The sequence below is a fragment of the Affinundibacterium flavidum genome, from assembly GCF_014284175.1.
Taxonomy (GTDB): domain Bacteria; phylum Pseudomonadota; class Gammaproteobacteria; order Burkholderiales; family Burkholderiaceae_D; genus Undibacterium; species Undibacterium flavidum.
In genome coordinates this window covers 285,165-309,994 of sequence record NZ_JACOGA010000003.1, presented here as the reverse complement: position 1 = coordinate 309,994, position 24,830 = coordinate 285,165, and the positions used below count along the sequence as shown (strand labels likewise).

The window sequence follows — 24,830 nt, the reverse complement described above, 5'->3', positions numbered from 1 at the left end:
GAAGAAACCAAGTGAGCTAAGCTCGAAGATAGTATTTATTTTTATTTTATTTATTCAATAGTAGGAAGAAACTGGTTCCATGCAGAAGAAAGTATTCATCAAAACCTTTGGTTGCCAAATGAACGAGTATGACTCGGACAAAATGCAAGACGTGTTAACGGCAACTGACGGCATGATCAAAACCGATAATCCGGAAGACGCCGATGTGATCTTACTCAACACCTGTAGCGTGCGTGAGAAGGCATCGGAGAAAGTGTTTTCTGATCTCGGTCGCCTGCGTGAATTGAAAAAATCCAAGCCAGATTTGTTGATAGGCGTTGGTGGTTGTGTCGCCTCGCAAGAAGGTGAAGCTATCGTTCGTCGCGCGCCTTATGTCGATGTGGTGTTTGGACCGCAAACTTTGCACCGCTTGCCGCAATTGATTAAGGACCGTCGTGATTCTGGTCGTTCGCAAGTGGATATCAGTTTTCCTGAAATTGAAAAATTCGATCACTTGCCACCGGCGAAAGTAGAAGGCTCAACCGCTTTTGTCTCGATCATGGAAGGCTGCTCTAAGTATTGCAGTTATTGCGTGGTGCCTTATACGCGTGGCGAAGAAGTCTCGCGTCCATTTAATGATGTCTTGGTCGAAGTCGCAGGCTTGGCAGAACAAGGCATTAAAGAAATCAGTTTGCTGGGACAAAACGTCAATGCCTATCGCGGCGTGATGGATGATGGCGAGATCGCCGATTTTGCTCTGCTATTGGAATACATCGCAGAATTTCCACAAATCGAACGCATTCGTTTTGTCACGAGTCACCCGAAAGAATTTAATCAACGCTTGATTGATGCCTACGCCAAGATCCCGAAATTAGTCGATCACGTGTATTTGCCGGCTCAGCATGGATCTGATCGCGTGTTGGCAGCGATGAAGCGTGGTTACACGTCATTGGAATACAAATCGGTCGTGCGTAAGTTGCGTGCGGTGCGTCCGAATATGCACATCTCTTCGGACTTTATCGTTGGCTTCCCGGGTGAAACCGATGAAGATTTTGATGCGCTGATGAAACTGATTAAAGACGTGGAATTTGATAATAGTTTCAGCTTTATTTTCAGCGCCCGCCCGGGTACACCGGCAGCGAGTTTGGAAGACAGCACACCCGCGCCATTAAAACTCAAGCGCCTACAGTTCTTGCAAGCGGTGATTGACGCGAATACCAAGAAATATAGCAACGCGATGATAGGAACCATCCAACGCATTTTGGTGGAAGGCCCATCGGTGAAAGACCAGAATGAATTACAAGGTCGCACCGAAAATAATCGCGTGGTCAATTTTGCAGGCGGTAAAGAGTTGATCGGTACCTTGGTGAATACGCGAGTCACGGAATCTTATAATTATTCTTTGCGTGGTGAATTGGTCGATTAAGGCTTCAAGTACAAAAGATGTAGGGCGGGCGCAACCCGCGCCGCCAACACTAAGATTTTCTCTGCGTCTCTGTGTCCCTGTGTTGAGAGGTTTTGACTTTCACCTAAATTAATTTTAGAAAATAAAACATTTTGAAAACGAAAACGCCAGTTCCAGTTTTGTATTTTGTTCCTCAGCCCTTAGATAATTTACGGCTCGCGCATTTGTGCGGCCCTTTGGATGAAAATCTGCGACAAATTTCTGCTGCATTAGATCTCAGTATTTTCCGTCGCGGTGAGAAATTTATCGTGAGTGGACATAATGCAGAAAAGGGTTTGGAGTTACTCGAAAAATTTTACGCACAGGCGAAAAAAATCATCACGATCGATGAAGTGCAATTAGCCTTGGTTGAGCAGCGCGCCGCGGCAAGTTTGCAAAAGACCGCTGAGACTGCCTTTGCACCAGAAGAAGAGTCGGAAGCCGAGTTTGACGAAACAAAGCCAGTAAAACGTCGTAGCACTAAAGCGACTACGAAGACAGTCGCTTCATCAAAAAATACCATCAAAGAAGTCGCGCCTGTGGAAGTGGAAGAAGCTTTAGAAAGCCCTATTCTCAAAACCCGTCGCAGTGATTTGCGCGGTCGTACTCCGCATCAAAATACTTATCTGAAAGCCATACTCGAACACGATATTACTTTTGGTGTCGGGCCTGCCGGCACAGGTAAAACCTATCTGGCAGTCGCCTGTGCGGTTGATGCTTTGGAGCGTGATGCCGTCAAACGTATCGTGCTGACCCGTCCAGCCGTAGAAGCGGGCGAGCGCTTGGGTTTCTTGCCTGGTGATTTGGCGCAAAAGGTTGATCCTTACTTACGCCCCTTGTACGACGCTTTATATGATTTGCTCGGTTTTGATCGCACTCAGAAAATGTTTGAAAAACAGGTGATAGAGATCGCTCCCTTGGCTTACATGCGTGGTCGCACTTTGAATCATTCTTTCATCATTTTGGATGAGGCACAAAATACGACGCCAGAACAAATGAAAATGTTCTTGACTCGCATTGGTTTTGGCAGCAAAGCGGTGATCACGGGCGACGTGACTCAGATCGATTTGCAGCGACATCAAAAGAGTGGCTTAGTCGATGCTTGCCAGGTGTTACGTAATGTACGCGGTATCGCCTTCAATCAATTCACCAGCGTCGACGTAGTGCGTCATCCCTTGGTTGGTCGTATTGTCGATGCGTATGAAGAAGCAACGCAGCATCAAGATCAACAAGATGCTGAAATCGTTAGCTTGAAGCATGCAACTGCAATGAATAAACCCCGACGTAGATAATGTAGAGAATTATGGCAACCAGTTCTAAACCTAAATTAACACTGTCCGTACAATATGCCGATGAGCGTTTGAAAGACGTCTTGACTCGCCCCTTACTACGCAAGACCATACAAGCTGCTTTATTCTTCCCCGCAGAATTAACACTGCGCATCGTTGATGCCGAAGAAGGGCAAGAACTCAATCGCGATTATCGTGGTAAAGATTATGCGACCAACGTATTGACCTTTGCTTACACCGAAGACAGCGACGCCGAAGTCACTCAAGCCGATATTATCTTGTGCACTGATGTGCTTGAAAAAGAAGCCAAAGAGCAAAAGAAAACAGTACTCGAACATGCGCAACATTTAGTTGTGCACGGTGTCTTGCACGCACAAGGTTACGATCATGAAAGCGATGAAGAAGCCGAAGAAATGGAAGCTTTGGAAATCGAGATTTTGGCTAGTTTGGGGTTGGCGAATCCTTACCAAGAGTAAATCCCCACATTTGAGGTGACCATGAAAAATTTGCTAAACGCATTGTTGTTCATTATTGCTTGTCAGGTGAGTGCTGCAGCCTGGTCACAAACCATCTTCATCGTCCGCCACGGCGAAAAGGTCGACGAAAGTCGTGATCCTCAATTAAGTTTGAAAGGCAAGCAACGTGCAGCGAATTTGGCTATGCAATTGCGTGATGCCGATATCAAACGAGTGTATGTCACCGAATTTCAACGTACACAAATGACCGCTGCGCCACTTGTGGACGCGCGTCAGTTAGCATTAACACCGTATGCTGCGAAAGAATCTGCGAGTTTTGGAAAAACTTTGCTGACGGCGGAAGCGAATACTTTGGTGGTCGGGCATTCAAACACTTTGCTCGATATTCTGAAGGGCATGGGTATCACCGATGTGAAACCCGTAGCAGATGATGAATATGATCGCTTGATTATTGTGACGCTGAATAAAAATGGCAGTCCTTCTTACATTTTGCTGCGGTATTAGATCCTAGATGTTGGAAAACGAAAATTCCTCGATACGAAGTAATGGTGTTCAGTTAAGCCTTGTAAAATGAATTGTCATTCTCGCGAAGGCGCACTGCTGTTTAGAGTAATTTTCTTGAGTCTTCGGGCATTGTTATGCAACCCCTTCCCCTTCAAGGGGAAGGTTGGGATGGGGATGGGTTTCGGTCAAAAAAATGGTGCGGCTCATTCTATGGAAACCCATCCCCACCCCGCCCTCCCCTTGAAGGGGAGGGAGTTATCCGTCTATTTTGCGACCTGATTTTTTATTGAAATTTCAAGTCAACTTATCCAATCCCCTCGTCAAATTCAAGGCCATCATGCTTTTCCTGCGAATATCATTTTTTATTCCGGACAGTAGTGCGCCGTCGAGGGAATGACAAGCTTTGAGATTCTCCATTGAAATGAACGCTATTCCTCGTTGCTGAAGGTTTTTTATTAGCTTCACGCGCCACTGATCATCCCTGTGGAGCTAAATACCAGCAAAAGTACTGCAACATGCAATCCAAGACAAAACCAGCTAAACCATTTGAAAAAGGTTTTCTGCGTTTTGTGTCGGAAAAAGGATTGCGCGCATAAAGCGCCGATTGCACCACCAGCGAATGCCCAACTATGTAAAGCCTTCTCCGAAATTCGGGATTTTTTCGTACGTGCTGCGGCTTTATCCCAGCCGTATAGCACGAAACAAATCAGATTTACGCAGCCATAGTAGGCAATCAAGAACATCATGATTGGATAATTTTCCAGGAACTGGGAAACAACATTGGGCATTATTAAACGGTGGATGTAGAAAATGGGGTAAAAGGAAATTGACTATTTTAGGTGAGATTGCTGTGCTAAGTGTTTGAATTGCCATTAATTTTCTTGTTGATGTTTTTTGCTCGTGCAGTGCGATTTGTTCCCATAATTGATAGAGATACGTAGTTTTCCAGATAAAAGCCGTGCAAAATTTGGGAAAAGCGCGCAGATGTTGTATCCTGTAGGATTGAAACAACGGCGTTAAGCCCATTATGCAAGAGCACTCTAGTAAGGTCAGACCATCTGACCTTAAACCACACAGGTCATTGTTTGAACGATTGACCGCCTTAATTTCTCCCGAACCCGAAAACCGCGAAGAGCTGTTAGAAGTCTTGCACGACGCGCAAGAACGGAATTTGATCGACGCCGATGCCTTGGCGATGATCGAAGGGGTTTTCCAAGTCTCCGATTTATCCGCCCGTGACATCATGGTGCCTCGTTCGCAAATGGACGTGGTCGATGTGTCCAAGCCGATTGCTGAATGGATGCCAGAAGTGCTGGAAACAGCTCACTCACGCTTCCCCGCAGTGGACGGTGATCGCGATAAAGTCGTGGGCATTTTGTTGGCAAAAGATTTGTTACGCTACTACGCCGAAGACAGTTTTGACGTCCATAAAATGTTGCGTCCTGTGGTCTATATTCCAGAATCTAAACGGCTGAATATTTTGCTACGCGATTTCCGTGCGAATCGTAATCACATGGCGATGGTAGTCGATGAATATGGTGCAGTCGCTGGTCTGATTACGATTGAAGATGTGTTAGAGCAAATCGTCGGTGATATCGAAGATGAATACGATTTTGATGAAGAAGAAGACAATGTGATTGCTCTGGAAAATCAGGGCAATGGTAAACGTTGGCGCGTCAAAGGTTTGACCGAGATCGCACAATTTAACGAAGTCATCGGTACCGAATTCACTGATGCCGACGCAGATACAGTCGGTGGTTTTATTACCAATCACTTACATCGCGTGCCGCATAAAGGCGACGAATTCACGATAGGTCAATTGCATTTTGAAGTCTTGCGCGCGGATGCTCGTCAGGTGCAGATCGTATTGGTTGAAAAACGGAGTGCAAACTATAGTGCGGAAGACTAAGTCGGGCATGCAAGTATTGAATTCTGTTTTGCGAAATCTCTCATTGCCACGAGCTTGTCTCGTGGCTTTGTTGTTTGGGGCGCTGAATGTTTTATCGTTCGCGCCTTTTTTCATTTGGCCCTTACAAGTGATCAGCGCTAGTCTGATGATGTTGATCTTGGTGTCACATCCTGAATGGAATAAGAAACAGCAAGCATTGCTAGGTTTAAGTTATGGCTTCGGCAGTTTTGTGTTTGGCGTCTGTTGGTTAGTGATTGCGATGTCGCGCTATGGTGGAATGCCATACGCACTGAGCGTGATCGCTCTCGCGCTATTGGCTGCTTTCATGGCGATATTTCCGGCTTTGTGTTTTGTTGCTGTACATAGTTTGCAGTCAAAATGGAAAACTTCTGACCCGATTACTTTACTGGTGTTGTTTCCTGTCAGTTGGACCGTATTTGAATTTTTGCGTGGGCATTTGTTCACCGGCTTTCCATGGTTATCGATAGGTTACGCGCATAATGTCAGCCCCTTGGTCGGATTCGCGCCTGTGGTCGGCGTATATGGCGTCGGCGGAATCGCGATGTTGACTTCGGCTTGTATCGCGCTTTTGTTCTTGCGTCGTTCTGCACGCAGCTTGGGGGCGATAGGCTTGTTGTTGATTGTGATCAGTGGCATAGGACTGCAGCAGTTGAGTTGGACAGAAGCAAACGGTAAGCCTATCAGCGTGCGTCTGACACAAGGGAATATCGATCAGGGGATTAAATTCACGTCGAGTTTTTTGGATGAGACTTTAGCGATGTATGCGGATTTGATGACTGCGCAAGCGGCGGATTTGATTGCGACGCCCGAGACCGCATTACCCTTGTTGCTCACAGAGTTACCATCTACTTATCTGCCGCGATTACAAGATTTCGCTAGTCAAACTAATAGCCGCATAGTGATAGGTGTGGTGAGTGATGATGGGCGTCAGCAATATTCAAATAGTGTGATCGGATTGGGTGACAAACAAGGCACGGCCTATCGTTACGATAAGCATCATCTGGTGCCTTTCGGAGAATATGTGCCGTTTGGATTCCGCTGGTTTGTCAACATGATGCAGATTCCGCTCGGTGAATATAATAATCCCGGTGTTGTCCAGCCCGCGATGGCGGTCAAAGACCAATGGGTGATGCCGAATATTTGTTATGAAGATTTATTCGGCGAAGAGATCGCGCAGCAATTGCGAGCGCAAGCTGTGACGCCACAAGGCGCGGCAACGATCTTATTAAATGTCTCGAATCTAGCCTGGTTTGGCGATTTGACGGCGATTCCACAACATCTGCAAATCTCGCAAATGCGTAGTTTGGAAACCGGGCGTCCTATGTTGCGTTCGACGAACACTGGTGCGACTGCAATCATTGATGCACGTGGTCAGGTGGTATCGCAACTGCCCTCATTAACGCGTGGAACCTTGGCGGGGCAAGTGCAGGGCATGCGTGGATTGACGCCGTATATCCGCTTTGGGAATTGGCTGTGGATGGTGTTTGCAGCGATGGCGATGCTTGGCGCTTATATAGTCAGTCAACGCCAAGCCAAGAAGACAAGAACTTAATATTTTTTCGAAGTGACGTTGGTCGCTTCAATATCTGCCAGACATTCAAGACCGCGTGCGGTGATCACATTTTTGCCGCTGGCGGCATCAACTTCAATATGCGTTTTCTTACCTAAGAAAGTCGCGACTGGACCACTCAAGATAAAATCTGGATTCGCCGCAATCGCACGCAATCCATCGATACATTGTTTGATAAATAAGACCTGCTTGCCCGTGTCGGTTAATTCAAAACTGCCATCACGCTTATGCGCAATTAATTTGATCCCGACTAAACGCTTGGAATTGCGTGAAATGCAGGCATTCGGACGCGCACCTCTAGGTAACTTAGTAATTTGTTCGAGCGCATCATATTCGTCGATGCTGAGATTTTGATTCATTGTTATTTTCTTATGAAGAGATGGTTTACAAGCGACAGTTTAACACTCTTAAGGCCAGCATAAAAACGCAGCCTAGTTCTTTTGGCGTATCCCTAGTCAGATCAGCCTAGTCCTTTGCCTACTTCAGGCGAATTTATCATTTTGTGAAACTCCCCTAAGCTAGGGTCTGTTAATAGTTAAATCGGGAGTGCGAATGCGGTAAAACGGGCACAGGGCTAGGCGTCAAGTCGCGTAGCAGTGCGAGCACTGTAAGCGACTTGCAACAACGCCATGTGCCCGCGAGTTTACCCAATTCGCCCATTCCCGAAGGGTTCAAGCCAAAACGCGCGATGGATTGCGCGAGGTTTATTTCTGCTCTTGCCGAGGCAATAGCCTCGGCGGCGAACTACGCCTTGCCATCCCACCTTTTGGCTTGAACGCATCTCCCGATTTAACTGTTAACAGACCCTAGTAGCACTGATAAAAGTTAAGGGAGTAAATAATGACTACGCAGGTAAATAGTTCTGGCAAAGCCAATTCGGTACTAGGTGCCAGTACGCTGGCTTTCACCATTTGTTTCACTATCTGGATGATGTTTGGCGTGATCGGGATTCCGATTAAAAAAACTTTGGGTTTGAATGAAACCCAGTTTGGTTTGCTGACCGCGATGCCAGTGTTAACGGGTTCCTTGATTCGTGTTCCGCTGGGGATTTGGACTGACCGTTTCGGTGGTCGTATTGTTTTGTTCCTGCTCATGATCAGCACCGTGATTCCAATTTATTTGATCAGCTATGCCACGGCTTATTGGCATTTTCTGGTCTTAGGTTTATTCGTCGGTTTAGCTGGTGGTTCTTTTTCTGTCGGCACACCGTATGTTGCGCGCTGGTTTAAGAAAGAGCGTCAGGGTTTGGCGATGGGTATCTTTGGCGCTGGTAATTCGGGTGCGGCGGTGAATAAATTTATCGCACCAGCGATTATTGCATCGGCTGGTTGGGTCATGGTACCGAAGGTCTATGCCGTGATGATGTTGGCGGCGGCATTGATTTTTTGGTTATTCTCATCGACTGATCCTAGCCATAACGTGAAATCAACGGTCAGTTTTGCCGCGCAATTGAAGATGTTGAAAGATCCTAAAGTATGGCGCTATTGCCAGTATTATTCAGTCGTGTTTGGCGGCTATGTGGGCTTGAGTTTGTGGATGGTGAAATACTATGTCACTGAATATAACTTCGACATGAAAGATGCCGCCTTGTTGGCAGCTTGTTTTTCTTTACCAGGTGGCGTACTACGCGCTTTCGGTGGTTGGTTATCGGACAAATATGGTGCGTATAAAGTGACTTGGTGGGTGATGTGGGTATGCTGGATTGCCTTCTTCTTATTGTCTTACCCACAGACAGAATTCACGATCAAAACAGTTACTGGACCACAAGTATTCAATATCGCATTAACGCCTGTGATTTTTACCAGCATCTTATTTGTGGTCGGGATCGCGATGGCAGTGGGTAAAGCTTCAGTGTTTAAATTTATCTCCGATGAATACACCCACAATATCGGTGCGGTTTCCGGTGTGGTTGGTTTGGCTGGCGGTCTCGGTGGATTCGTATTACCGATTATGTTTGGTGCGATGGTGGATCTGACTGGCGTTCGTAGCTCTTGCTTCATGCTCTTGTATGGCACCGTTTGCGTATCTTTAATCTGGATGCACTTCCAATTCCGCAAAGAGATTATGCAATCAGCACAAACAGCTTTGAACACGACAGCGGTGACGGCATAAAAAATTGTGATTCGTGGCAAGCTTAGCTGCTAACCATGATTAAGCATTATTAATCATTACTAAGCTTGCTAATTAATAAGTATAAAAGCCCGACGAGGATGAAAATTCTCGTCGGGTTTTTTGTTGGCTTCTTTGATTTCCAAATATCTTAATATTAAGTTTGGCTCGTATTAGTTATGCGTCTTGTGTTGTTGTTAAGTTCCGATTTGATAGGGAGAACGGCGACTTGTTGGCTATTTAAAAAGCATTTCGTGTAAATTGTTGGCATTATTGCGTGTATGGGGCAGCTTGATTGGTAAATTAACGGGAACTCCATGCGCCTTGTACTAGTCTATCAAGCTTGCTTTGTTATTTCTCCTTCGCCGTTTCATCGTTGTAGCTTCACCCTCGTAGTTCACCTCCTTAGGATCTTTGTATGCCAACAAATACATGGAAGTCTCCAAGCACGATTGCAGCTGTTGTTTTAGTGGCCGCTAGCCCTCTCGTTGCAACTGCACAGAATCTCAATCCAGAGCAAAAACAATTGCGCTCGATTTATCAAGAGCTAGTCGAAATTAACACGACCAATTCGGTTGGCAGTTGCACTAATGCGGCGAAAGCAATGGCTGCGCGTTTGAAGAAAGCGGGCTACAGCGATGCGGATATGCAAATCATCGTGCCAGCAGGCGATGCCAGAAAAGGAAATTTGATCGCTCGTCTGAAAGCCACAGATAAAGATACCAACAAAAAGCCTTTGCTGTTATTGGCACACATCGATGTGGTCGAAGCGAAGCGTGAAGACTGGATACGTGATCCTTTCAAATTGGTGGAAGAAAACGGATTTTTCTATGCACGCGGAGCATCGGACGATAAAGCGATGGCGTCGGTATTTGTGGCGAATATGATCCGTTACAAACAAGAAAAATTGAAGTCAAAACGTGATCTGATTTTAGCTTTGACTTGCGATGAAGAGTTGGTGCCAGCGAAATACAATGGGGTCGAATATCTGTTGAAAAATCATCGCAATTTAATCGACGCAGAACTTGCTTTGAACGAAGGTGGCAGTGGCAGTTTGGATAAAAACGGTAAGCCAGTACGTCATGGCATTCAGGCGGGGGAAAAGATTTTTCAATCCTATAGTTTGGAAGTGACGAACACCGGTGGTCACAGTTCGGTACCACGCAAAGACAATGCGATTTATCATCTGGCAGACGGCTTGTCGCGATTAGGGAAATTTGATTTCCCTTTCCGTTTGACAGCGACTACACGCGGCTTTTTCGACACGATGTCAAATCTGGAAAGCGGGCAGTTAGCCGCAGATATGAAAGCCATTTTACGCGAGCCAGTAGACTCTGACGCGTTGGCACGTTTGAGTGCGACCAGCCCGTTTTACAATGCCAGCCTGCGCACCACTTGTGTTGCCACCATGGTCAATGCGGGACACGCTGCGAATGCCTTGCCACAACGCGCACAAGCCAATGTTAACTGCCGTATTCTGCCAGGTGAAACGGTAGAGCAAACGCAGGCGACGATTAATACGGTGTTGGCGGATAGCGCAATTAAGGTAACACCAGTAGGTATGGCGACTGCATCTCCAGCACAACCATTACATCCCGAATTGATGAAAGCAGTGACGGATCTAACGAATCAGATGTGGCCTGGCATTCCTGTCGTTCCGACCATGTCACCAGGCGGAACTGATGGACGTTTCCTGAATAATGCAGGCATCTGGACTTACGGTGTTAGCGGTATGTTTCATTACCCAGAAGGCTCAAACGCGCATGGCTTGAATGAGAGCTTGCCGGTGAAGTCGCTGTATGAAGGGCAGCAGTTTTTGTATGAACTTGCTAAACGATTGAGTCAGTGAGCCACTTCCTTTTCCGGCTAGCGGGCTATTTTTCTAAAATATTTACTTAAATTTTGGTGCTTGGAATTTGTGCTTTTAGCTCCTTCCCCTTCAAGGGGAAGGCTGGGATGGGGATGGGTTTTAGTCGTTCGACAGAAACTGAATTGCTCCACCATAACCCATCCCCACCCTAGCCCTCCCCTTGAAAGGGAGGGGATTATTAGTGGCGTTCCGACTTATGTAGATACCGATGCCCGTAAGCGCGAGAAAGAAGTGCTTCCCAGAATACAGAAAGCTCTTTGCGCCAGAGAAATCACCCGCCAACCGGCAACAAAATACTAAAACAAGTCAGCTCGTTTTCAGAGCTCACCGTAATCTGACCACGATGACCATCCACGATGGCTTTGACGATCGCCAAGCCCAATCCAGAACCTTCCCCATCGCTATGTTGACGTGCATGATCGGCACGGTAGAAACGTTCAAATAGACGTGGTAAATGCTGCGCCGGAATGCTGGGGCCGGGGTTGCAAATTTTGATTTCACAGTATTGTGTATGCTGCCAGAGCTGAACCTGGAGTTGTACTTGTATGCTCTTGCCATGCGCCGTATAGCGCAGTGCATTCGACAAAATATTACTCAAGGCACGGCGTAACATTAAACGATCTGCTGGCACGATAGTGCTTGTTTCGTCGGATAAATTTAACTGTAAACGTATCTGTTTTTCTTCCGCAAGTGCTTCATAAAATTCAAATAAATTGTTGACTTCTTGCACCAGATCGACAGCTTCGACTTTTACCAGGCTTAAGCCGTTTTCCGCTTTCGCCAGAAATAACATGTCGGCAATCATGCTGGCTAAACGACTGTATTCTTCCGCATTTGATTCGAGAATTTCACGATAGTTATCTGCATCGCGAGCCTGCGATAGCGACACTTGCGTTTGTGTCATGAGGTTGCTGATAGGCGTGCGTAACTCATGTGCCAGATCAGAAGAGAAATCGGATAGCCGTTGAAAGGCTTCTTCCAGTCGCGCCAGCATCTGATTCAAACTCGTCGCTAATTCTGCGAGTTCCGGCGGTACCGCATCTAGTGATAGTCGTTGATCTAATTTGCTAGCGGTGATGCTGGCGGCGCGATCGCGCATTAGGCTGAGAGGTCGTAAGCCGCGCTTCGCAGCTAACCAAGCCAAGATGCCAGTCAATAGGGCAGCAACCAATACAAATAGCCACAGGGTTTTGCGAAAGCTCGCCATGAAGGCTTGGTGATGTGCGATGTCAGTCGCAATCGCTACCGTGATTGGACCATAAGCCGGATTTTTCGTCGCAAATATCGCTATTAAACCACGATAATATTCACCCTTAGTTTCCCATGAAAATAAAGCTGGTGTGACGTTTTGATGTGGTGATTTTTGTGCGCTCTTAAGTGCCTGTTGTAGTTGTGTCTGTGGAAATTCTATTGCCTCGGAAGCGAGTAAAATTTTTTGTTGATTATTCAGAATCGTGATCGCCAAATCATGATGTCCGACCAGTGCCTCACTCAGTTGATCGGCGAGTCTGGCGACATCTTGTTCGGTATTGACGCGCTCGATAATGTGCTGGGCTAATTCTAATTTTCCACTCAAGGCGTGATGATCTTGTTCTTCAAAATGGGCTTCTATCGAAGCACCAATTAGCCAACCCAGGCTAAGCAAAACAAGGCAGGACAGAGCAGTAAAGAACAGCGTCAGACGTGCCGTTAGTGAGAGTTTGTGGATCATACTGATTTCACTTCCAGCACATATCCCATGCCGCGTAAGGTGTGGATTAACTTGGGTTCAAAATGGTCATCGATCTTGCTGCGCAATCTGCGCATTGCGACTTCGATCACATTGGTGTCGCTGTCGAAATTCATATCCCAGACTTGCGAGGCGATGAGGGAACGGCTTAAGACTTCACCTTGACGTCGCATGAATAGTTCGAGCAAGGAAAATTCTTTGGCCGTGAGTTCTATGCGCTGCCCATTGCGCGTGACGCGGTGTTTGAGTAAATCCAATTCCAGATCGGCGATTTTCAGCACACTGGCTTCGATCTGATGCCTGCCACGTCTCAGCAAAGTTCTGACCCGCGCGACTAATTCTGAAAATGCAAAGGGCTTTACCAGATAATCATCGGCACCCAGTTCTAAACCCTTGACTCTATCTTCTACCTGATCTTTGGCGGTCAAAAATAGTACAGGCATTTGTAAGCCTTGCTGGCGCAAAGCATCGAGCACTTGCCAGCCGCTTAACTCGGGCAACATCACGTCCAAAATAATGAGATCGTAATCACCGGATTTACCCAGATGTAGGCCATCTAAACCATTGCGTGCTAAATCGACTATGAAGCCAAATTCGGTCAAACCTTGTTTCAGATAATCACCGGTTTTTTGTTCATCTTCGACTATCAAAATTTTCATGGCAATACGTTAGGATTGAATTTATCTGTGGGAGCGGGGTTGATTGCAGTAATTTTACTCGCGAAATCCGCAGAAACACGACTAAACCGAGGCAAATCAAGTCTAGATTACAGATTTGTAATCTGGCAGTCAGCAAACTGACGCCTTGCAACAGCGATAATGCAAGCTCAATATATAAGCTCAATACAGCCAGAATTATTTTTCCGAAATTTATCCGATACCACCGCAGCGAGGAGTGTGTTTTGAAGTCTTTGTTTATCCTGATGATGTTTTTAATTAGCCTGTCAATGATGAGTGAGGCTAACGCGCATGGCAATGATGACCATGAACATGCTGCACCTGCTGCATCTATCATACAAGTTGCGCCGCGTGCCAGTGCGCAAACGGAAGATTTTGAACTCGTCGTGGTGTTGCAAGGCCGTTCCCTGATTATTTACCTCGATCGTTTTGCCAATAACGAACTCGTCGCTGGCGCGCAGATCGAGGTTGAAAGCGGCAACGCATTGAACGCGCCGGCAAAACAAATCGCGCCGGGTGTGTATGTATTGGAATTAGCCAAAGGTGTATTTGATAAAGCAGGTAAATATCCCTTGGCTATCAGTGTGCAGGCCGGTGAAATCGGTGACGTGATGGCTGCAAGTTTAGAAATTCCTGACCTCAGCGAACAAGAGCATGCCCATGCTGAGGAATCTAGGTCGTGGTGGTGGCCAGCGCTTGCCGCTGCTTCGCTTATACTCGCTTTGCTGACAATCGTCTTTGTACGCCAACGTCGTGCGAAGGAGGAGTTCAAATGATGCGTTCATTCTCTTACTCATCCCCATTATCATTCCCATCGTCATCCTCATTATCATCCTCATTAAGTCGCAGCTTGCTGACGGCGGTATTGTTACTTGGTATGAACTCTGCACAGGCACATGGTGATGATGATCACGGCAAGAAAACGACTAAGCCCGTCGCCAGTGTGAAATCTAATTTGTTAGACGCGACTGCACCACAACGCTTGTCGGATGGCAGTCTGTTTGTCCCCAAAATCGTGCAAAGACAATTGGGCTTGCGTACGCTATTAAGTGTGCAAGATGAGTTGCCGCATACGATAGAACTCAACGGCAAGATCGTCGCCGATCCAAATGCGGGTGGGCGCGTGCAAGCGAGTCAATCAGGTCGGGTTGAAGCAGCAGTTTCGGGTTTGCCGAATCTTGGGCAACGTGTCAGTAAAGGTCAAGTGTTGGCCTATTTGCGTCCGGTGATGAGTAGTTTAGATCGCGGCAATAGTCAATCGATTTTGGCTGATATCGATGCTCAACTTTCTATTGCCGAACGCAAAGTGCAACGCTATGAACAACTCGCCGAAGCCTTACCCAAAGCGACGGTTGAAGCCGCGCGTTTTGATTATGAAGCTTTGAAAAAACGTAAAGTCGCAGTGGAAGCGAGCTTATCTAAAACAGAAGCTCTGCTAGCGCCAGTTTCAGGCATCATCAGCGTTGCCAATGCCGTATCCGGCCAAGTCGTCGATGCGAAAGAAACCTTGTTCGAAATTATTGATCCAAGCCGTTTGATGGTAGAAGCCTTGGCTTACGATCCTGTGATTGCCACCGATATTGCACGTGCTAGTGCCAGTTGGCGCTCAAGTCACACCAATCACACCAATCAAGCGCAAAGTGACGATACGAAAGTAGTTAGCCCACAAGCTAGCTTGCAACTGAGTTTTCTCGGTGGCGGTCAGCAAATGCGTGAACAGGCAATTCCCTTATTGTTCCGTGTGACCGCAAAATCCGTGGCGGTGGCAGTCGGACAACCAGTGAAGGTGATGTTACAAACCAAGCGTTTGATCAGCGGGATCGCAGTGCCAAATTCTGCTGTCATTAAATTGAGCGGTGGCGAATCTGTGGTGTGGGTGCATACCGACGCCGAACGATTTGTGCAACGTAAAGTACAAGCGCAAAGTTTAGATGCCGATCAAGTTGCTATCACTTCCGGTTTGAAAGAAGATGAACGCGTGGTGATTGCAGGTGCGAGTTTGCTCGCACAGGTAAAGTAAGGTAGACGGCATGTTTCAATTTATTATTCACACCAGCCTGCGTCAACGCCTGATCGTCCTCGCGGCTTCTTTGTTACTGATCGTCTACGGTTTAATCAGCATGCGTCAGATGCCGGTGGACGTATTCCCCGATCTGAATAAACCGACCGTGACTTTGATGACGGAAGCCGGTGGTATGGCGCCGGAAGAAGTTGAGCAACTGGTTAGTTTTCCTATCGAATCGAGTATGAATGGTATGCCCGGTGTAACGCGCGTGCGTTCAGTGTCGGGCATAGGCCTGTCGATTATCTATGTGGAATTTGATTGGGGTACAGATATCTATCGCAATCGTCAGCAAATTGCTGAACGCTTGAGTTTAGTGCGCGAACAATTGCCAGCCGGTGTCACACCACAGATGGGGCCGATTTCGTCCATCATGGGAGAAATTCTATTGATCGCCTTACCAGTGAGTGCGGATAAGAGTGCCGACGAGAGCGTAGATCAGCGTGATGCAAAAGATGCTGTCACCAGCCCAGCCATGCGTGTACGTGAATATGCCGATTGGGTCATGCGCCCGCGCTTGTTGAATATTCCAGGCGTGGCGCAAGTGACGCCAATTGGTGGCGAGGTGCGTCAATATAGAGTGGAGATTAAGCCCGCACAATTGCAAGCCTTAGGTATTCCACTCGATCAGGTTGAGGCCGCATTAAAAGATTTTGGTGCGAATACCAGCGGTGGTTTTACGGAAGCGAATGGACGTGAATATTTGATTCGTCAAATCGGTCGCACCAGCCGCATTGAAGATTTACAAAACATCGTGGTCACGCTCAAGCAAGGACAAGCGATTTTGCTCAAGCAAGTGGCGAATGTCACGATAGCTTCTGCATTTAAACGCGGTGATGGCGGTTACAAAGGCAAGCCTGCGGTGATCTTGTCGGTACAAAAACAGCCAACTGCCGATAGCGTCAAACTCACACGTGAAGTTGAACGCGCTATTGCTGAGTTAGGAAAGAATTTGCCGCAAGGTGTAGAGCAGCCGCAATTTTTATTCCGTCAGGCGGACTTTATTCAGAACTCATTAGATAACGTCAAAGAGGCATTGCGTGACGGTGCCATCATGGTAGCGATCTTGCTGTTTCTCTTTTTGTTGAATGTACGCACGACGATTATTTCTTTAGTCGCGATTCCACTTTCTTTGCTAGCGACGATCTTAGTTTTCCGCTATCTGGGTTTATCGATTAATACCATGACCTTAGGTGGTCTTGCGATTGCTATTGGCGAGCTGGTCGATGATGCAGTGGTGGATGTAGAAAATGTCTTGCGACGCCTCAAAGAAAACAGTGTGTTGGCGCAACCGCTATCGACCTTACAAGTGATCGCAAATGCATCGAGCGAAGTACGCAGCGGGATTGTATATGCGACAGTGATCGTGGTGCTGGTATTTGTTCCGCTATTCGCCTTGCCGGGCATAGAAGGGAGTTTATTTACACCACTGGGGATTGCCTATGTCGTCTCGATCTTGGCGAGTATGGCAGTGGCAATGACGGTGACGCCAGTTTTGTGCTATTTCTTATTACCGAAGATGAAGCAGTTAGGGCACGGTGATAGCCCCTTGGTTGTGTGGCTTAAAAAATGGGATACACGTTTGCTCAACTGGTCGTTTCAGCATGTACGCAGTTTGTTCGCGGTTGCACTGGTCGCGGTCTTAGTAGCCGCGATAGCGGTGCCATTTTTCCCGCGTGCGTTTTTGCCGGCGTTTAATGAAGGCACGTTGACTGTGAATCTGGTACTTAATCCCGGCACCTCTTTGCAAGAGTCGAATCGCCTTGGCAGCTTGGCAGAGGAATTGATATTGGCCGTGCCGGAAGTGACGCAGATAGGGCGCCGTACCGGACGTGCGGAACTCGATGAACATGCAGAAGGCGTGCATTACACCGAGATGGATGTGGATCTGAAAAAATCCAAACGCAGCCGCGATGACATTATTCAAGACATCCGCGATCGTCTCAAAGTCTTGCCTGCGAATAGCAATGTTGGGCAACCGATTTCTCATCGCCTCGATCATTTATTGTCGGGCGTGCGCGCGCAAATTGCGTTAAAAGTCGTGGGCGACGATCTCGATACTTTGCGCAATATCGCGAGTGATCTGCGTGAACGCTTAAGTCGCGTACCTGGCATTACTGATTTGCAAATTGAAAAACAAGTTTTGATTCCGCAAATCAAAATCCATGTTGATTACGCGCAAACCAGTCGTTACGGCATTGCCCCCGGCGTGTTGTTGCGTAGCTTGCAGCAGCAAATCGAAGGGGAAAAAATCACTCAAGTTATTGAAGGCAACCGACGCTTTGATTTGTTATTGCGCTTGCCTGAGCAGGGACGTAACTTACAGCAATTACAGCAACTCTTGATAGAAACGCCGCGTGGTCATGTGCCTTTGATGCAATTGGCAAAAGTCGAAGAAAGCGATGGCCCGAATCAAATCAATAGAGAGAATTCACGGCGTCGTATCGTGTTGTCTGCCAACACCGATGGTCGCGATATGCGTCAAGTGATACAAGACATTCGGGAAGAGCTTGCCGCCAAGACTTTACCGGTTGGTTATTCAACAGCGCTGGAAGGGCAATTTCAGGCGCAAGAACAGGCGTCGCGCTTGATCGCCTTGCTGTCTTTAGTTTCTTTGTCATTGATGTTCTTGGTTCTGTATAGCCGCTATCGCTCCGTTGCTTTGACCATGATTATCATGGGTAATATTCCTCTCGCCCTTGTCGGCAGTGTGGTCGCACTTTGGTTGGCTGGGCAAACTTTATCGGTGGCAGCCTTAGTCGGTTTCATCACCTTGGCAGGTATTTCGACTCGCAATGGGATCTTGAAAATCAGCCATTACATTAATCTATGTTTGTTTGAGGGAGAGAGTTTTGGCAAGCAAATGATTATTCGTGGTTCGCTAGAGCGATTAACGCCAGTCTTAATGACAGCTCTGGTCGCCGCTTTCGCTTTGGTGCCATTATTGATTTCAGCAGATGCGCCAGGCAAGGAAATTTTGCATCCGGTGGCGGTGGTGATTTTTGGTGGATTGATCAGTTCCACCTTACTTGACACCGTGTTGACGCCTTTAATGTTTTGGCGTTGGGGTGAACGCCCTTTGTTAAAGCTATTGGCGGCAAAGCAGAATAGCCAAGAGCAAGAAGTATTCTAAGTGCGATTTTGCGTATTGTTTTTGGATGTAGGTTTCAGTTTTTTAGATATTTTTAGAAGTTTTTTGAAAGGGAAAGTAGCATGAGTTTGCGTCAATATGTGAATAAATCTGTAGCGGGAATCTTCCTTGCCTTGTTGGGGATGAGTCTGAGCCTGAGTATGAGTAAGGGCAATGCCTTTGCACACGATGATAAATATTTCGATTCCATCAAATCACCGAACGGCGGCCAAACTCGTATGGCCGGTGTTTATCATTTTGAATTGGTGCTAGTGCAAGATAGCAAAACAGCGAAAGAGAATTCCGTCACGGTGTTTGTGACAGATCACGCAGGTAAAGCTTTGTCCACTAAGGGTGCCAGCGCCAGCTTGACGTTGGTGCAAGGCGCGAATAAGTTGACTGTTAACTTACAAGCAGAAGGCGAAAATCGTTTGGTCGGAAAAGCCTCCTATGCGTCGACTGCTAACTTGAAAGCTGCATTGACAGTCACAATGGCAGGGAAGCCAGCGGAGCAAGCCCGTTTCACGCCATTTGCGATAGCGAAAAAATCTTCTGCTAAAGCAGCAAGTTCAGCGAAACCAGAGCCGGAGCACCAGCATGAACATTGATACGAAGTCGAGAGCGAAGATAACAGTGAAGATAACAGCGAAGTTACACTTTTCGGCTGGCTTGGCGTTGCTTGCCAGCACGTTTTTTTTCAGTCAACATGCGGCAGCAGGTTTGGTCGATTTGAAGTGGAATGAACAAGGGCAATTTCAACATAGCGCTGAAATCAAAGCCGGTGGGTTTTTGGAAGTCTGTGGAAAATTGCCCGCTGGGCTAAAAATTGACTGGCAATATAAGAGCCAGCAAGCACTGGACTTTAATATTCATTATCACGAAGGAAAAAAACTCAGCGTACCAGTGAAACATCAAGCAAAGCAAACGGTTGCCGAACAATTTGAAGTTAAAGTGGCGCAGGATTATTGCTGGATGTGGTCGAATAAGAGCAAAGAAGCGACGACGGTTGATTTGAGTTTGCATCGGGTTGCGCAATAGCTTGTTGTGAATTTAGTCGATAGTCTCAAAGCAGGGCGCAAAAAAATGAAGAATATCCGCGATAATGCGTTTATCATTTTTTTGCGCTTTTCTTTTCGTTTTTTTTATTAGGCTGTCCGATGAAGAATCAACCAGGAAATCCCGTTGTACAAACCTTTGCAAATTCAACTAAGGACTTCAGAATAGTTGATGCAGTCAGATTCAAACAGCTGATTTGCTCGCTCAGCCTGATCGCTTTGGTCGTCGCCATACCATGCGGCTTGCAAGCGAAAGAAACCCAAGCTTCGTCTGGCAAAAACACCAGCACTAGCACAAGCGCCAGCGCCAGCTACCCACATGCTCAAGAAAGCATAGGTACAGTCCGTCAAATTTACGATGGGGTTTTATCACCAGCGATGGCGGTCAATACTTTCCGTAATATCGATCGCTTGTTTCCTGTAAATCGTATCGCCAAGTCTGGCAAACCTTATCCCTTGCCACTAGCAACGAAGCCACTGACTAATGTGAACTTTGTTGATCGCGGTCGCCATTTTTCATTAGAACAATATCTGGAGCTCAATCAAATTGCCGCTCTTTTGATTATTAAAGATGGCAAAATTCAGGCGGAGCGCTATCGATATGGAAATACGCCCAAGACACGCTGGATGTCGATGTCGATTGCTAAGTCAATTACGTCCACCTTGATCGGTGCTGCGCTCAGAGACGGCAAAATTAAAAGCCTGAATGACCCGGTGATTAAGTATGTCCCCAATCTCAAATCTAGCGCCTATCAACAGGCATCCGTGCGCGATGTTTTGATGATGAGTTCCGGTGCGCGTTGGAGCGAAGCGTATTCCGACCCGCGTTCAGATCGTCGCCATTTATTAGAAGCGCAGATCGCGCAAGTGTCAGGTGCCGCAATGAAAGTCATGGCGAGTTTGCCGCAACAGGCCGCCGCCGGTACACGCTTTAATTACAACACGGGTGAAACACAAGTCGCAGCCCAGTTATTGCGTAATGCATTGGGGCAGTCTTTATCCAGCTACTTATCCGAGCGAATCTGGAGCCGGTTTGGGATGGAAGCAGACGCCTATTGGTGGTTAGATTCGCCGAATGGGGTAGAGATAGGTGGTAGCGGCATTAGCGCGAATCTACGCGACTATGGGCGTTTTGGCTTGTTTATGTTGGCTGGTGGATTAGCGAACAAAGAAATGGTTTTGCCTGTGGGCTGGACTTATGAGGCGACGACACCGCAAACCTTGCGGGATGGCACGCTAATCCCGTATGGCTATTTGTGGTGGCCAGTGACTTCACGTGCGGGACTGCAAGATGCTGCTTACAGTGCGATTGGCATCCATGGTCAATATTTGTACATTAACCCGCGCCAAAATTTAGTGATCGTTGTATGGGGTGCGCAGCCGCAACCTAGCGGCGGTGCGATGATTGATGATCAGGCTTTTTTTGCTGCAGTCAGCGCGGAGCTATCCGCAAAATAAATCTCCTCACTATTGCCACAAATACGCGCCTGCTTTTTTTCGATTTGCATCAGCAACTGCCTTGCTTGTTCTTGCTGGGCAGGCACCGCTTCCTGAATGACATCTTCCAATAAGAGACAGGCACCCTCGCTATCCGCAATATCAATGTAGGCATGCGCTAGTTGTAAGCGCACTTCATTCGCGGCAAATACGGATTGCTCGTTAATCACTTCAGCAACTGTTTCTTCGATAGCTTGTGTCGGACTCTGTGCGGGCGCTAACTTGGTGCTTGCCTGTTTCTGTGCCTGTTCCGACCTAGGCTGCAGAGCTTGCTCTTGTATCGGATTTTTGTATGCAACAGGGGCTGCTGAGGCGACCTTGTTGATGATTTCAGTTGGGGATAAATTACTTGCCGTCTTTTCTGAATGATGCTTGCTTTCCGTTTCTAAGTTTGCCTCAGTTCTGTTTGTAGTGGTGGTGTGTACAGGCTTAGTTGAAGGTACTGAATTGTTGATGACTTCTGGCTTAGACAATGGTGACGTGTGAAATAAAAAATCTGCAATGCCCAAACTCTTAAGATGTGGCAGACGGCGAGGCCTGTTCGGTTGTTGTGCCAATTCAAATAGCGTTTCTAATTGTTCAAAAATATTCAGATCAAAACCTTCGCGTGGGCTCATACGCGAATTATTGAGTAAACGCTCCAGATAAACGACGACTTCGTCGGTCGGCCACAGTTCTAATATTTTATTTTGCACGTGCGGGTAGTCAGACAGCTGTTTTTTTTCAGTCGCTGAGTGTGATTGCCAGGCGTGCAATTTGACGTTAAAAAATTTCTTAATTTCTTTACTGATGGATTCAAACCCGTGCTGATCTTTGTTTTGCAAAAAGCCATCGAGCATGTGTAACCATGGGCGTGGCGATTCTGGTTTATTCGCTGCCGCTAAAGCTTCTTCGTAACGTGGGTCACCTGGTTTGTACACATTTAACCAAGCGTCGAAGAACCCGCGTATGTCAGAAAATTCATCGCCATGGGTGCCGGTGTTCGGGTTAATCGTTTTACGAAAAGCGCTATTAGTATGTGGTGCAGAATTTTCGGCTTCTGGTGTTGCGATATGAAATGAAGAAATGTTGCTGACTGTACTGAGCTGCGACGTATCAATGAAAGACAGCGAAAATAGCGAATCCTGAAAGTGTTTTAAAGATGTGGTCAGTGCATCGATACCATGTTGGAATTTGTGCTGCACATGCAAGCGCCAAAATGAAAACAAGGAGATCAACATCATTAACACTAAAAATCCGATCAGGCACTGCGTCCAAAAAACGCGTTGTGATTGAGCTTCCAGGAATTGAATTTTTTCTTTATTGATACGGGTATTTTCAGCGAGTAAATTGTGTAATTCTTGTTGCAACATTGCACGCTGCGAAGGTGTACTGTTCGCTGTGGTATTACTTTGCTGTGTAGTTGGCGATGCGTTTTGATTAGCGCCAACTTCACTGTTCTGTTGTGCATGGATGGGCACATAGAGACTGAAACTGAAGCAAAACACCAGAGCAGTCAAGTAAGGCCGTAGATTGCGTGAGAGCAAAGCAGAGATCGCCATAGCACTGTCATCCTAAAAAGAAGTGCTTGAATTTTAAGGTAGATTGTCTGGAAATCAGGATATATCGCGACAAGTTTGCATAAATCACACACTATCAGCAGCAGTTCTGTTGAAGTACAGAAATAAGCGTTCTTTGCGGTAATATTAGTTTCTCTGTGGAAGTAAATAATGCCTTAAAGCTAAACGAAATTGTTCCCAGAGAATAATTTTCGTCTATTTCGAAAAAAGATTGGAAGCGCTAAATGATTTATCAAGGTAGTTGCCATTGCGGTGCGGTGCAATTTGAGGTGGATGCACCAGATGAAGTTGAGGTGGAAGACTGTAATTGTTCCATCTGTCGGATGACAGGATTTTTACATTTGATCGTGCCACAGCGTGCGTTTCGATTATTGTCTGGTGCTGATCATTTGACTGTGTATCGTTTTAATACCGGAGTCGCCGAACACAAATTTTGTAAGATTTGTGGGATCAAACCCTTCTATGTACCACGCTCTAATCCTGATGGGATGGATGTTAATTTACGGTGCCTGAAAACCCAGCCTGCTGTTGTGAAAATCGTCGGTTTTGATGGGAAAAATTGGGAACAACACGCGGCTGATCTGGCGCATAAAACTTTGTAATTTTCCATTTTTTAATTTGAATTTTTGATTGCTGACCATGTTCAAAAAAATTTCACCAGCACTGTTAGGGATCGCGGCTCTGGCCACAATGATTAGTGTAGCCACTGCAGCCAATGCAGCGAGTACAACAGACAACAGCATTTTGCTGAAACCAGATCGCGTATTTGATGGCCAGCAAATGCATACCGATTGGGTCGTTTTGGTGAAAAATAATAAGATCGTCGAAGCCGGTGCTATGCGTTTTAAATTGGCAGCCGATACGCAGGTGATAGAGTTAAAAGGCATGACCTTGCTTCCTGGTTTAATCGAAGGTCATTCGCATTTATTGCTACATCCTTACAATGAAGTGAGTTGGGATGATCAGGTATTAAAAGAAAGTCGCGCGGAACGCGTGCTACGCGCCAGCAATCATGCAAAGGCAACCTTGAGCGCAGGCTTTACCACCGTGCGTGATTTGGGGACAGAAGGCGCTGAGTATGATGATGTTGGCTTAAAGCGCGCGATAGAGAAGGGAGTGATTCCGGGGCCGCGCATGATCATTGCGACCAAGGCTTTGGTTGCCAAGGGTGCGTATGGTCCGCGCAGTCAAAATCCTGATCTGGATTTGCCGCAAGGTGCTGCTGAAGTGTCGGGCTTGGAGCAAGTTTCGCATGAAGTCCGCAGCCAGATCGGAAAAGGCGCGGACGTGATTAAAGTCTATGCTGATTATCGTGCTGGCCGCGATGGTGAATCCGTTCCGATTTTTTCGGTAGAGGAAATGAGCCTGATGGCGAAAATCGCGAATAGCGGCAAGCGCCAACTAGTCGCACATGCATCGACCCCTGAAGGTATGTTGCGTGCTATCGAAGCCGGTGTCTCCACCATAGAACATGGCGATAGCGGCACACCCGAAGTCTTTAAACGCATGAAAGAAAAAGGAGTAACGCTTTGCCCAACATTGGCAGCGGGCGATGCGATTGAACAGTATCGTGGCTGGAAAAAAGGGGTGAATCCAGAACCCGCAAGAATACTGGCAAAGCGTCAGAGCTTTACGCAAGCATTGAAAGCTGGCGTGACTATGTGCATGGGCGGCGATGTCGGTGTTTATGCGCATGGCGATAATGCCCGCGAAATGGAATTGATGGTGGACTACGGCATGTCGCCGCTAGAAGTGCTGCGCTCAGCAACCTCTGTTAATGCGCAAGCCTTTGGTTATGCAGACAAAATAGGACGTATCGCCCCGGGTTTACTGGCAGACTTCATCGCTGTTGAAGGAGATCCATCAACTGACATCAAATTCATCCGTAAAGTGAAACTAGTGATGAAGGACGGCAAAGTGGTACAACTGCCATAATTTAAATTCCGCAAC

21 protein-coding genes are annotated in these 24,830 nt (G+C 46.9%); 16 read left to right on the top strand and 5 right to left on the bottom strand.

Annotated features, from left to right (window positions below; all coding sequences use genetic code 11):
• Positions 1 to 79: 79 nt before the first annotated feature.
• From miaB to H8K55_RS04770, 4 genes are all read left to right on the top strand, one after another.
• The gene (miaB, locus tag H8K55_RS04785; protein WP_186940929.1) at positions 80 to 1,405 is read left to right on the top strand and encodes a tRNA (N6-isopentenyl adenosine(37)-C2)-methylthiotransferase MiaB; all 1,326 of its coding nucleotides are present in this window, start codon (positions 80 to 82) and stop codon (positions 1,403 to 1,405) included.
• A 131-nt stretch (positions 1,406 to 1,536) separates the two neighbouring features.
• Complete coding sequence (locus H8K55_RS04780; protein WP_186940928.1) at positions 1,537 to 2,715, top strand: PhoH family protein; 1,179 nt, start codon at positions 1,537 to 1,539, stop codon at positions 2,713 to 2,715.
• Between the two features lie 11 nt (positions 2,716 to 2,726).
• Positions 2,727 to 3,188: an rRNA maturation RNase YbeY gene (gene ybeY / locus H8K55_RS04775; RefSeq protein WP_186940927.1), complete on the top strand. Its 462-nt coding sequence runs from the start codon at positions 2,727 to 2,729 to the stop codon at positions 3,186 to 3,188.
• Between the two features lie 21 nt (positions 3,189 to 3,209).
• Positions 3,210 to 3,692 carry a histidine phosphatase family protein gene (locus H8K55_RS04770; RefSeq protein WP_186940926.1) on the top strand — a complete coding sequence of 161 codons (483 nt, stop codon included), beginning with the start codon at positions 3,210 to 3,212 and terminating at the stop codon, positions 3,690 to 3,692.
• A 461-nt stretch (positions 3,693 to 4,153) separates the two neighbouring features.
• On the opposite strand, the gene H8K55_RS04765 is transcribed toward H8K55_RS04770, so the two are convergent.
• On the bottom strand, positions 4,154 to 4,438 hold the full coding sequence (locus H8K55_RS04765) for a DUF1294 domain-containing protein (RefSeq protein WP_186940925.1): 285 nt from the start codon (positions 4,436 to 4,438) through the stop codon (positions 4,154 to 4,156).
• Between the two features lie 281 nt (positions 4,439 to 4,719).
• Here H8K55_RS04765 and H8K55_RS04760 point away from each other — a divergent pair, with 281 nt between their 5' ends.
• Positions 4,720 to 5,601: an HlyC/CorC family transporter gene (locus H8K55_RS04760; RefSeq protein WP_186940924.1), complete on the top strand. Its 882-nt coding sequence runs from the start codon at positions 4,720 to 4,722 to the stop codon at positions 5,599 to 5,601.
• A gap of 61 nt (positions 5,602 to 5,662) precedes the next feature.
• The gene (gene lnt, locus H8K55_RS04755) at positions 5,663 to 7,174 is read left to right on the top strand and encodes an apolipoprotein N-acyltransferase (protein ID WP_329604994.1); all 1,512 of its coding nucleotides are present in this window, start codon (positions 5,663 to 5,665) and stop codon (positions 7,172 to 7,174) included.
• Here the strand turns inward: lnt and H8K55_RS04750 are convergent.
• Entirely contained in the window at positions 7,171 to 7,551 is a 381-nt protein-coding gene (locus H8K55_RS04750; RefSeq protein ID WP_186940923.1) for a hypothetical protein, read from the bottom strand. The genes lnt and H8K55_RS04750 overlap by 4 nt on opposite strands.
• Before the next feature lie 481 nt (positions 7,552 to 8,032).
• On the opposite strand from H8K55_RS04750, the gene H8K55_RS04745 reads away from it, so the two are divergent.
• Positions 8,033 to 9,304, top strand: a complete 1,272-nt coding sequence (locus tag H8K55_RS04745) for an MFS transporter (protein WP_186940922.1) — start codon at positions 8,033 to 8,035, stop codon at positions 9,302 to 9,304.
• A 415-nt stretch (positions 9,305 to 9,719) separates the two neighbouring features.
• A complete protein-coding gene (locus H8K55_RS04740) occupies positions 9,720 to 11,150 on the top strand; it encodes a M20/M25/M40 family metallo-hydrolase (RefSeq protein WP_186940921.1) in 1,431 nt (476 codons plus the stop codon).
• 292 nt (positions 11,151 to 11,442) lie between these two features.
• On the opposite strand, the gene H8K55_RS04735 is transcribed toward H8K55_RS04740, so the two are convergent.
• Together H8K55_RS04735 and H8K55_RS04730 are read right to left on the bottom strand one after the other, a co-directional pair.
• Positions 11,443 to 12,882 carry a heavy metal sensor histidine kinase gene (locus H8K55_RS04735; RefSeq protein ID WP_186940920.1) on the bottom strand — a complete coding sequence of 480 codons (1,440 nt, stop codon included), beginning with the start codon at positions 12,880 to 12,882 and terminating at the stop codon, positions 11,443 to 11,445.
• The gene (locus H8K55_RS04730; RefSeq protein WP_186940919.1) at positions 12,879 to 13,559 is read right to left on the bottom strand and encodes a heavy metal response regulator transcription factor; all 681 of its coding nucleotides are present in this window, start codon (positions 13,557 to 13,559) and stop codon (positions 12,879 to 12,881) included. Before H8K55_RS04730 ends, H8K55_RS04735 begins: the two co-directional genes overlap by 4 nt.
• Positions 13,560 to 13,801: 242 nt before the next feature.
• Here H8K55_RS04730 and H8K55_RS04725 point away from each other — a divergent pair, with 242 nt between their 5' ends.
• The 6 genes from H8K55_RS04725 to H8K55_RS04700 all read left to right on the top strand — a co-directional run bounded on the left by H8K55_RS04725 (position 13,802) and on the right by H8K55_RS04700 (position 21,282).
• Positions 13,802 to 14,353, top strand: coding sequence for a hypothetical protein (locus tag H8K55_RS04725; RefSeq protein ID WP_186940918.1), 552 nt, complete (start codon positions 13,802 to 13,804; stop codon positions 14,351 to 14,353).
• Entirely contained in the window at positions 14,350 to 15,597 is a 1,248-nt protein-coding gene (locus H8K55_RS04720) for an efflux RND transporter periplasmic adaptor subunit (protein ID WP_222612361.1), read from the top strand. Before H8K55_RS04725 ends, H8K55_RS04720 begins: the two co-directional genes overlap by 4 nt.
• A 10-nt stretch (positions 15,598 to 15,607) precedes the next feature.
• Positions 15,608 to 18,772, top strand: coding sequence for an efflux RND transporter permease subunit (locus tag H8K55_RS04715; RefSeq protein WP_186940917.1), 3,165 nt, complete (start codon positions 15,608 to 15,610; stop codon positions 18,770 to 18,772).
• Between the two features lie 80 nt (positions 18,773 to 18,852).
• Positions 18,853 to 19,377 (top strand): hypothetical protein, encoded by a 525-nt coding sequence (locus tag H8K55_RS04710; protein WP_186940916.1) that lies wholly within the window; start codon positions 18,853 to 18,855, stop codon positions 19,375 to 19,377.
• Positions 19,367 to 19,807 (top strand): hypothetical protein, encoded by a 441-nt coding sequence (locus H8K55_RS04705; protein WP_186940915.1) that lies wholly within the window; start codon positions 19,367 to 19,369, stop codon positions 19,805 to 19,807. The genes H8K55_RS04710 and H8K55_RS04705 overlap by 11 nt, the downstream gene beginning before the upstream one ends.
• A 119-nt stretch (positions 19,808 to 19,926) precedes the next feature.
• The gene (locus H8K55_RS04700) at positions 19,927 to 21,282 is read left to right on the top strand and encodes a serine hydrolase domain-containing protein (RefSeq protein WP_186940914.1); all 1,356 of its coding nucleotides are present in this window, start codon (positions 19,927 to 19,929) and stop codon (positions 21,280 to 21,282) included.
• On the opposite strand, the gene H8K55_RS04695 is transcribed toward H8K55_RS04700, so the two are convergent.
• Complete coding sequence (locus tag H8K55_RS04695) at positions 21,237 to 22,862, bottom strand: FimV C-terminal domain-containing protein (protein ID WP_186940913.1); 1,626 nt, start codon at positions 22,860 to 22,862, stop codon at positions 21,237 to 21,239. The genes H8K55_RS04700 and H8K55_RS04695 overlap by 46 nt on opposite strands.
• A gap of 242 nt (positions 22,863 to 23,104) precedes the next feature.
• Here H8K55_RS04695 and H8K55_RS04690 point away from each other — a divergent pair, with 242 nt between their 5' ends.
• Both H8K55_RS04690 and H8K55_RS04685 read left to right on the top strand, forming a co-directional pair.
• Entirely contained in the window at positions 23,105 to 23,482 is a 378-nt protein-coding gene (locus H8K55_RS04690; RefSeq protein WP_186940912.1) for a GFA family protein, read from the top strand.
• A 37-nt stretch (positions 23,483 to 23,519) separates the two neighbouring features.
• The gene (locus H8K55_RS04685; protein ID WP_186940911.1) at positions 23,520 to 24,815 is read left to right on the top strand and encodes a metal-dependent hydrolase family protein; all 1,296 of its coding nucleotides are present in this window, start codon (positions 23,520 to 23,522) and stop codon (positions 24,813 to 24,815) included.
• Positions 24,816 to 24,830: the final 15 nt, after the last annotated feature.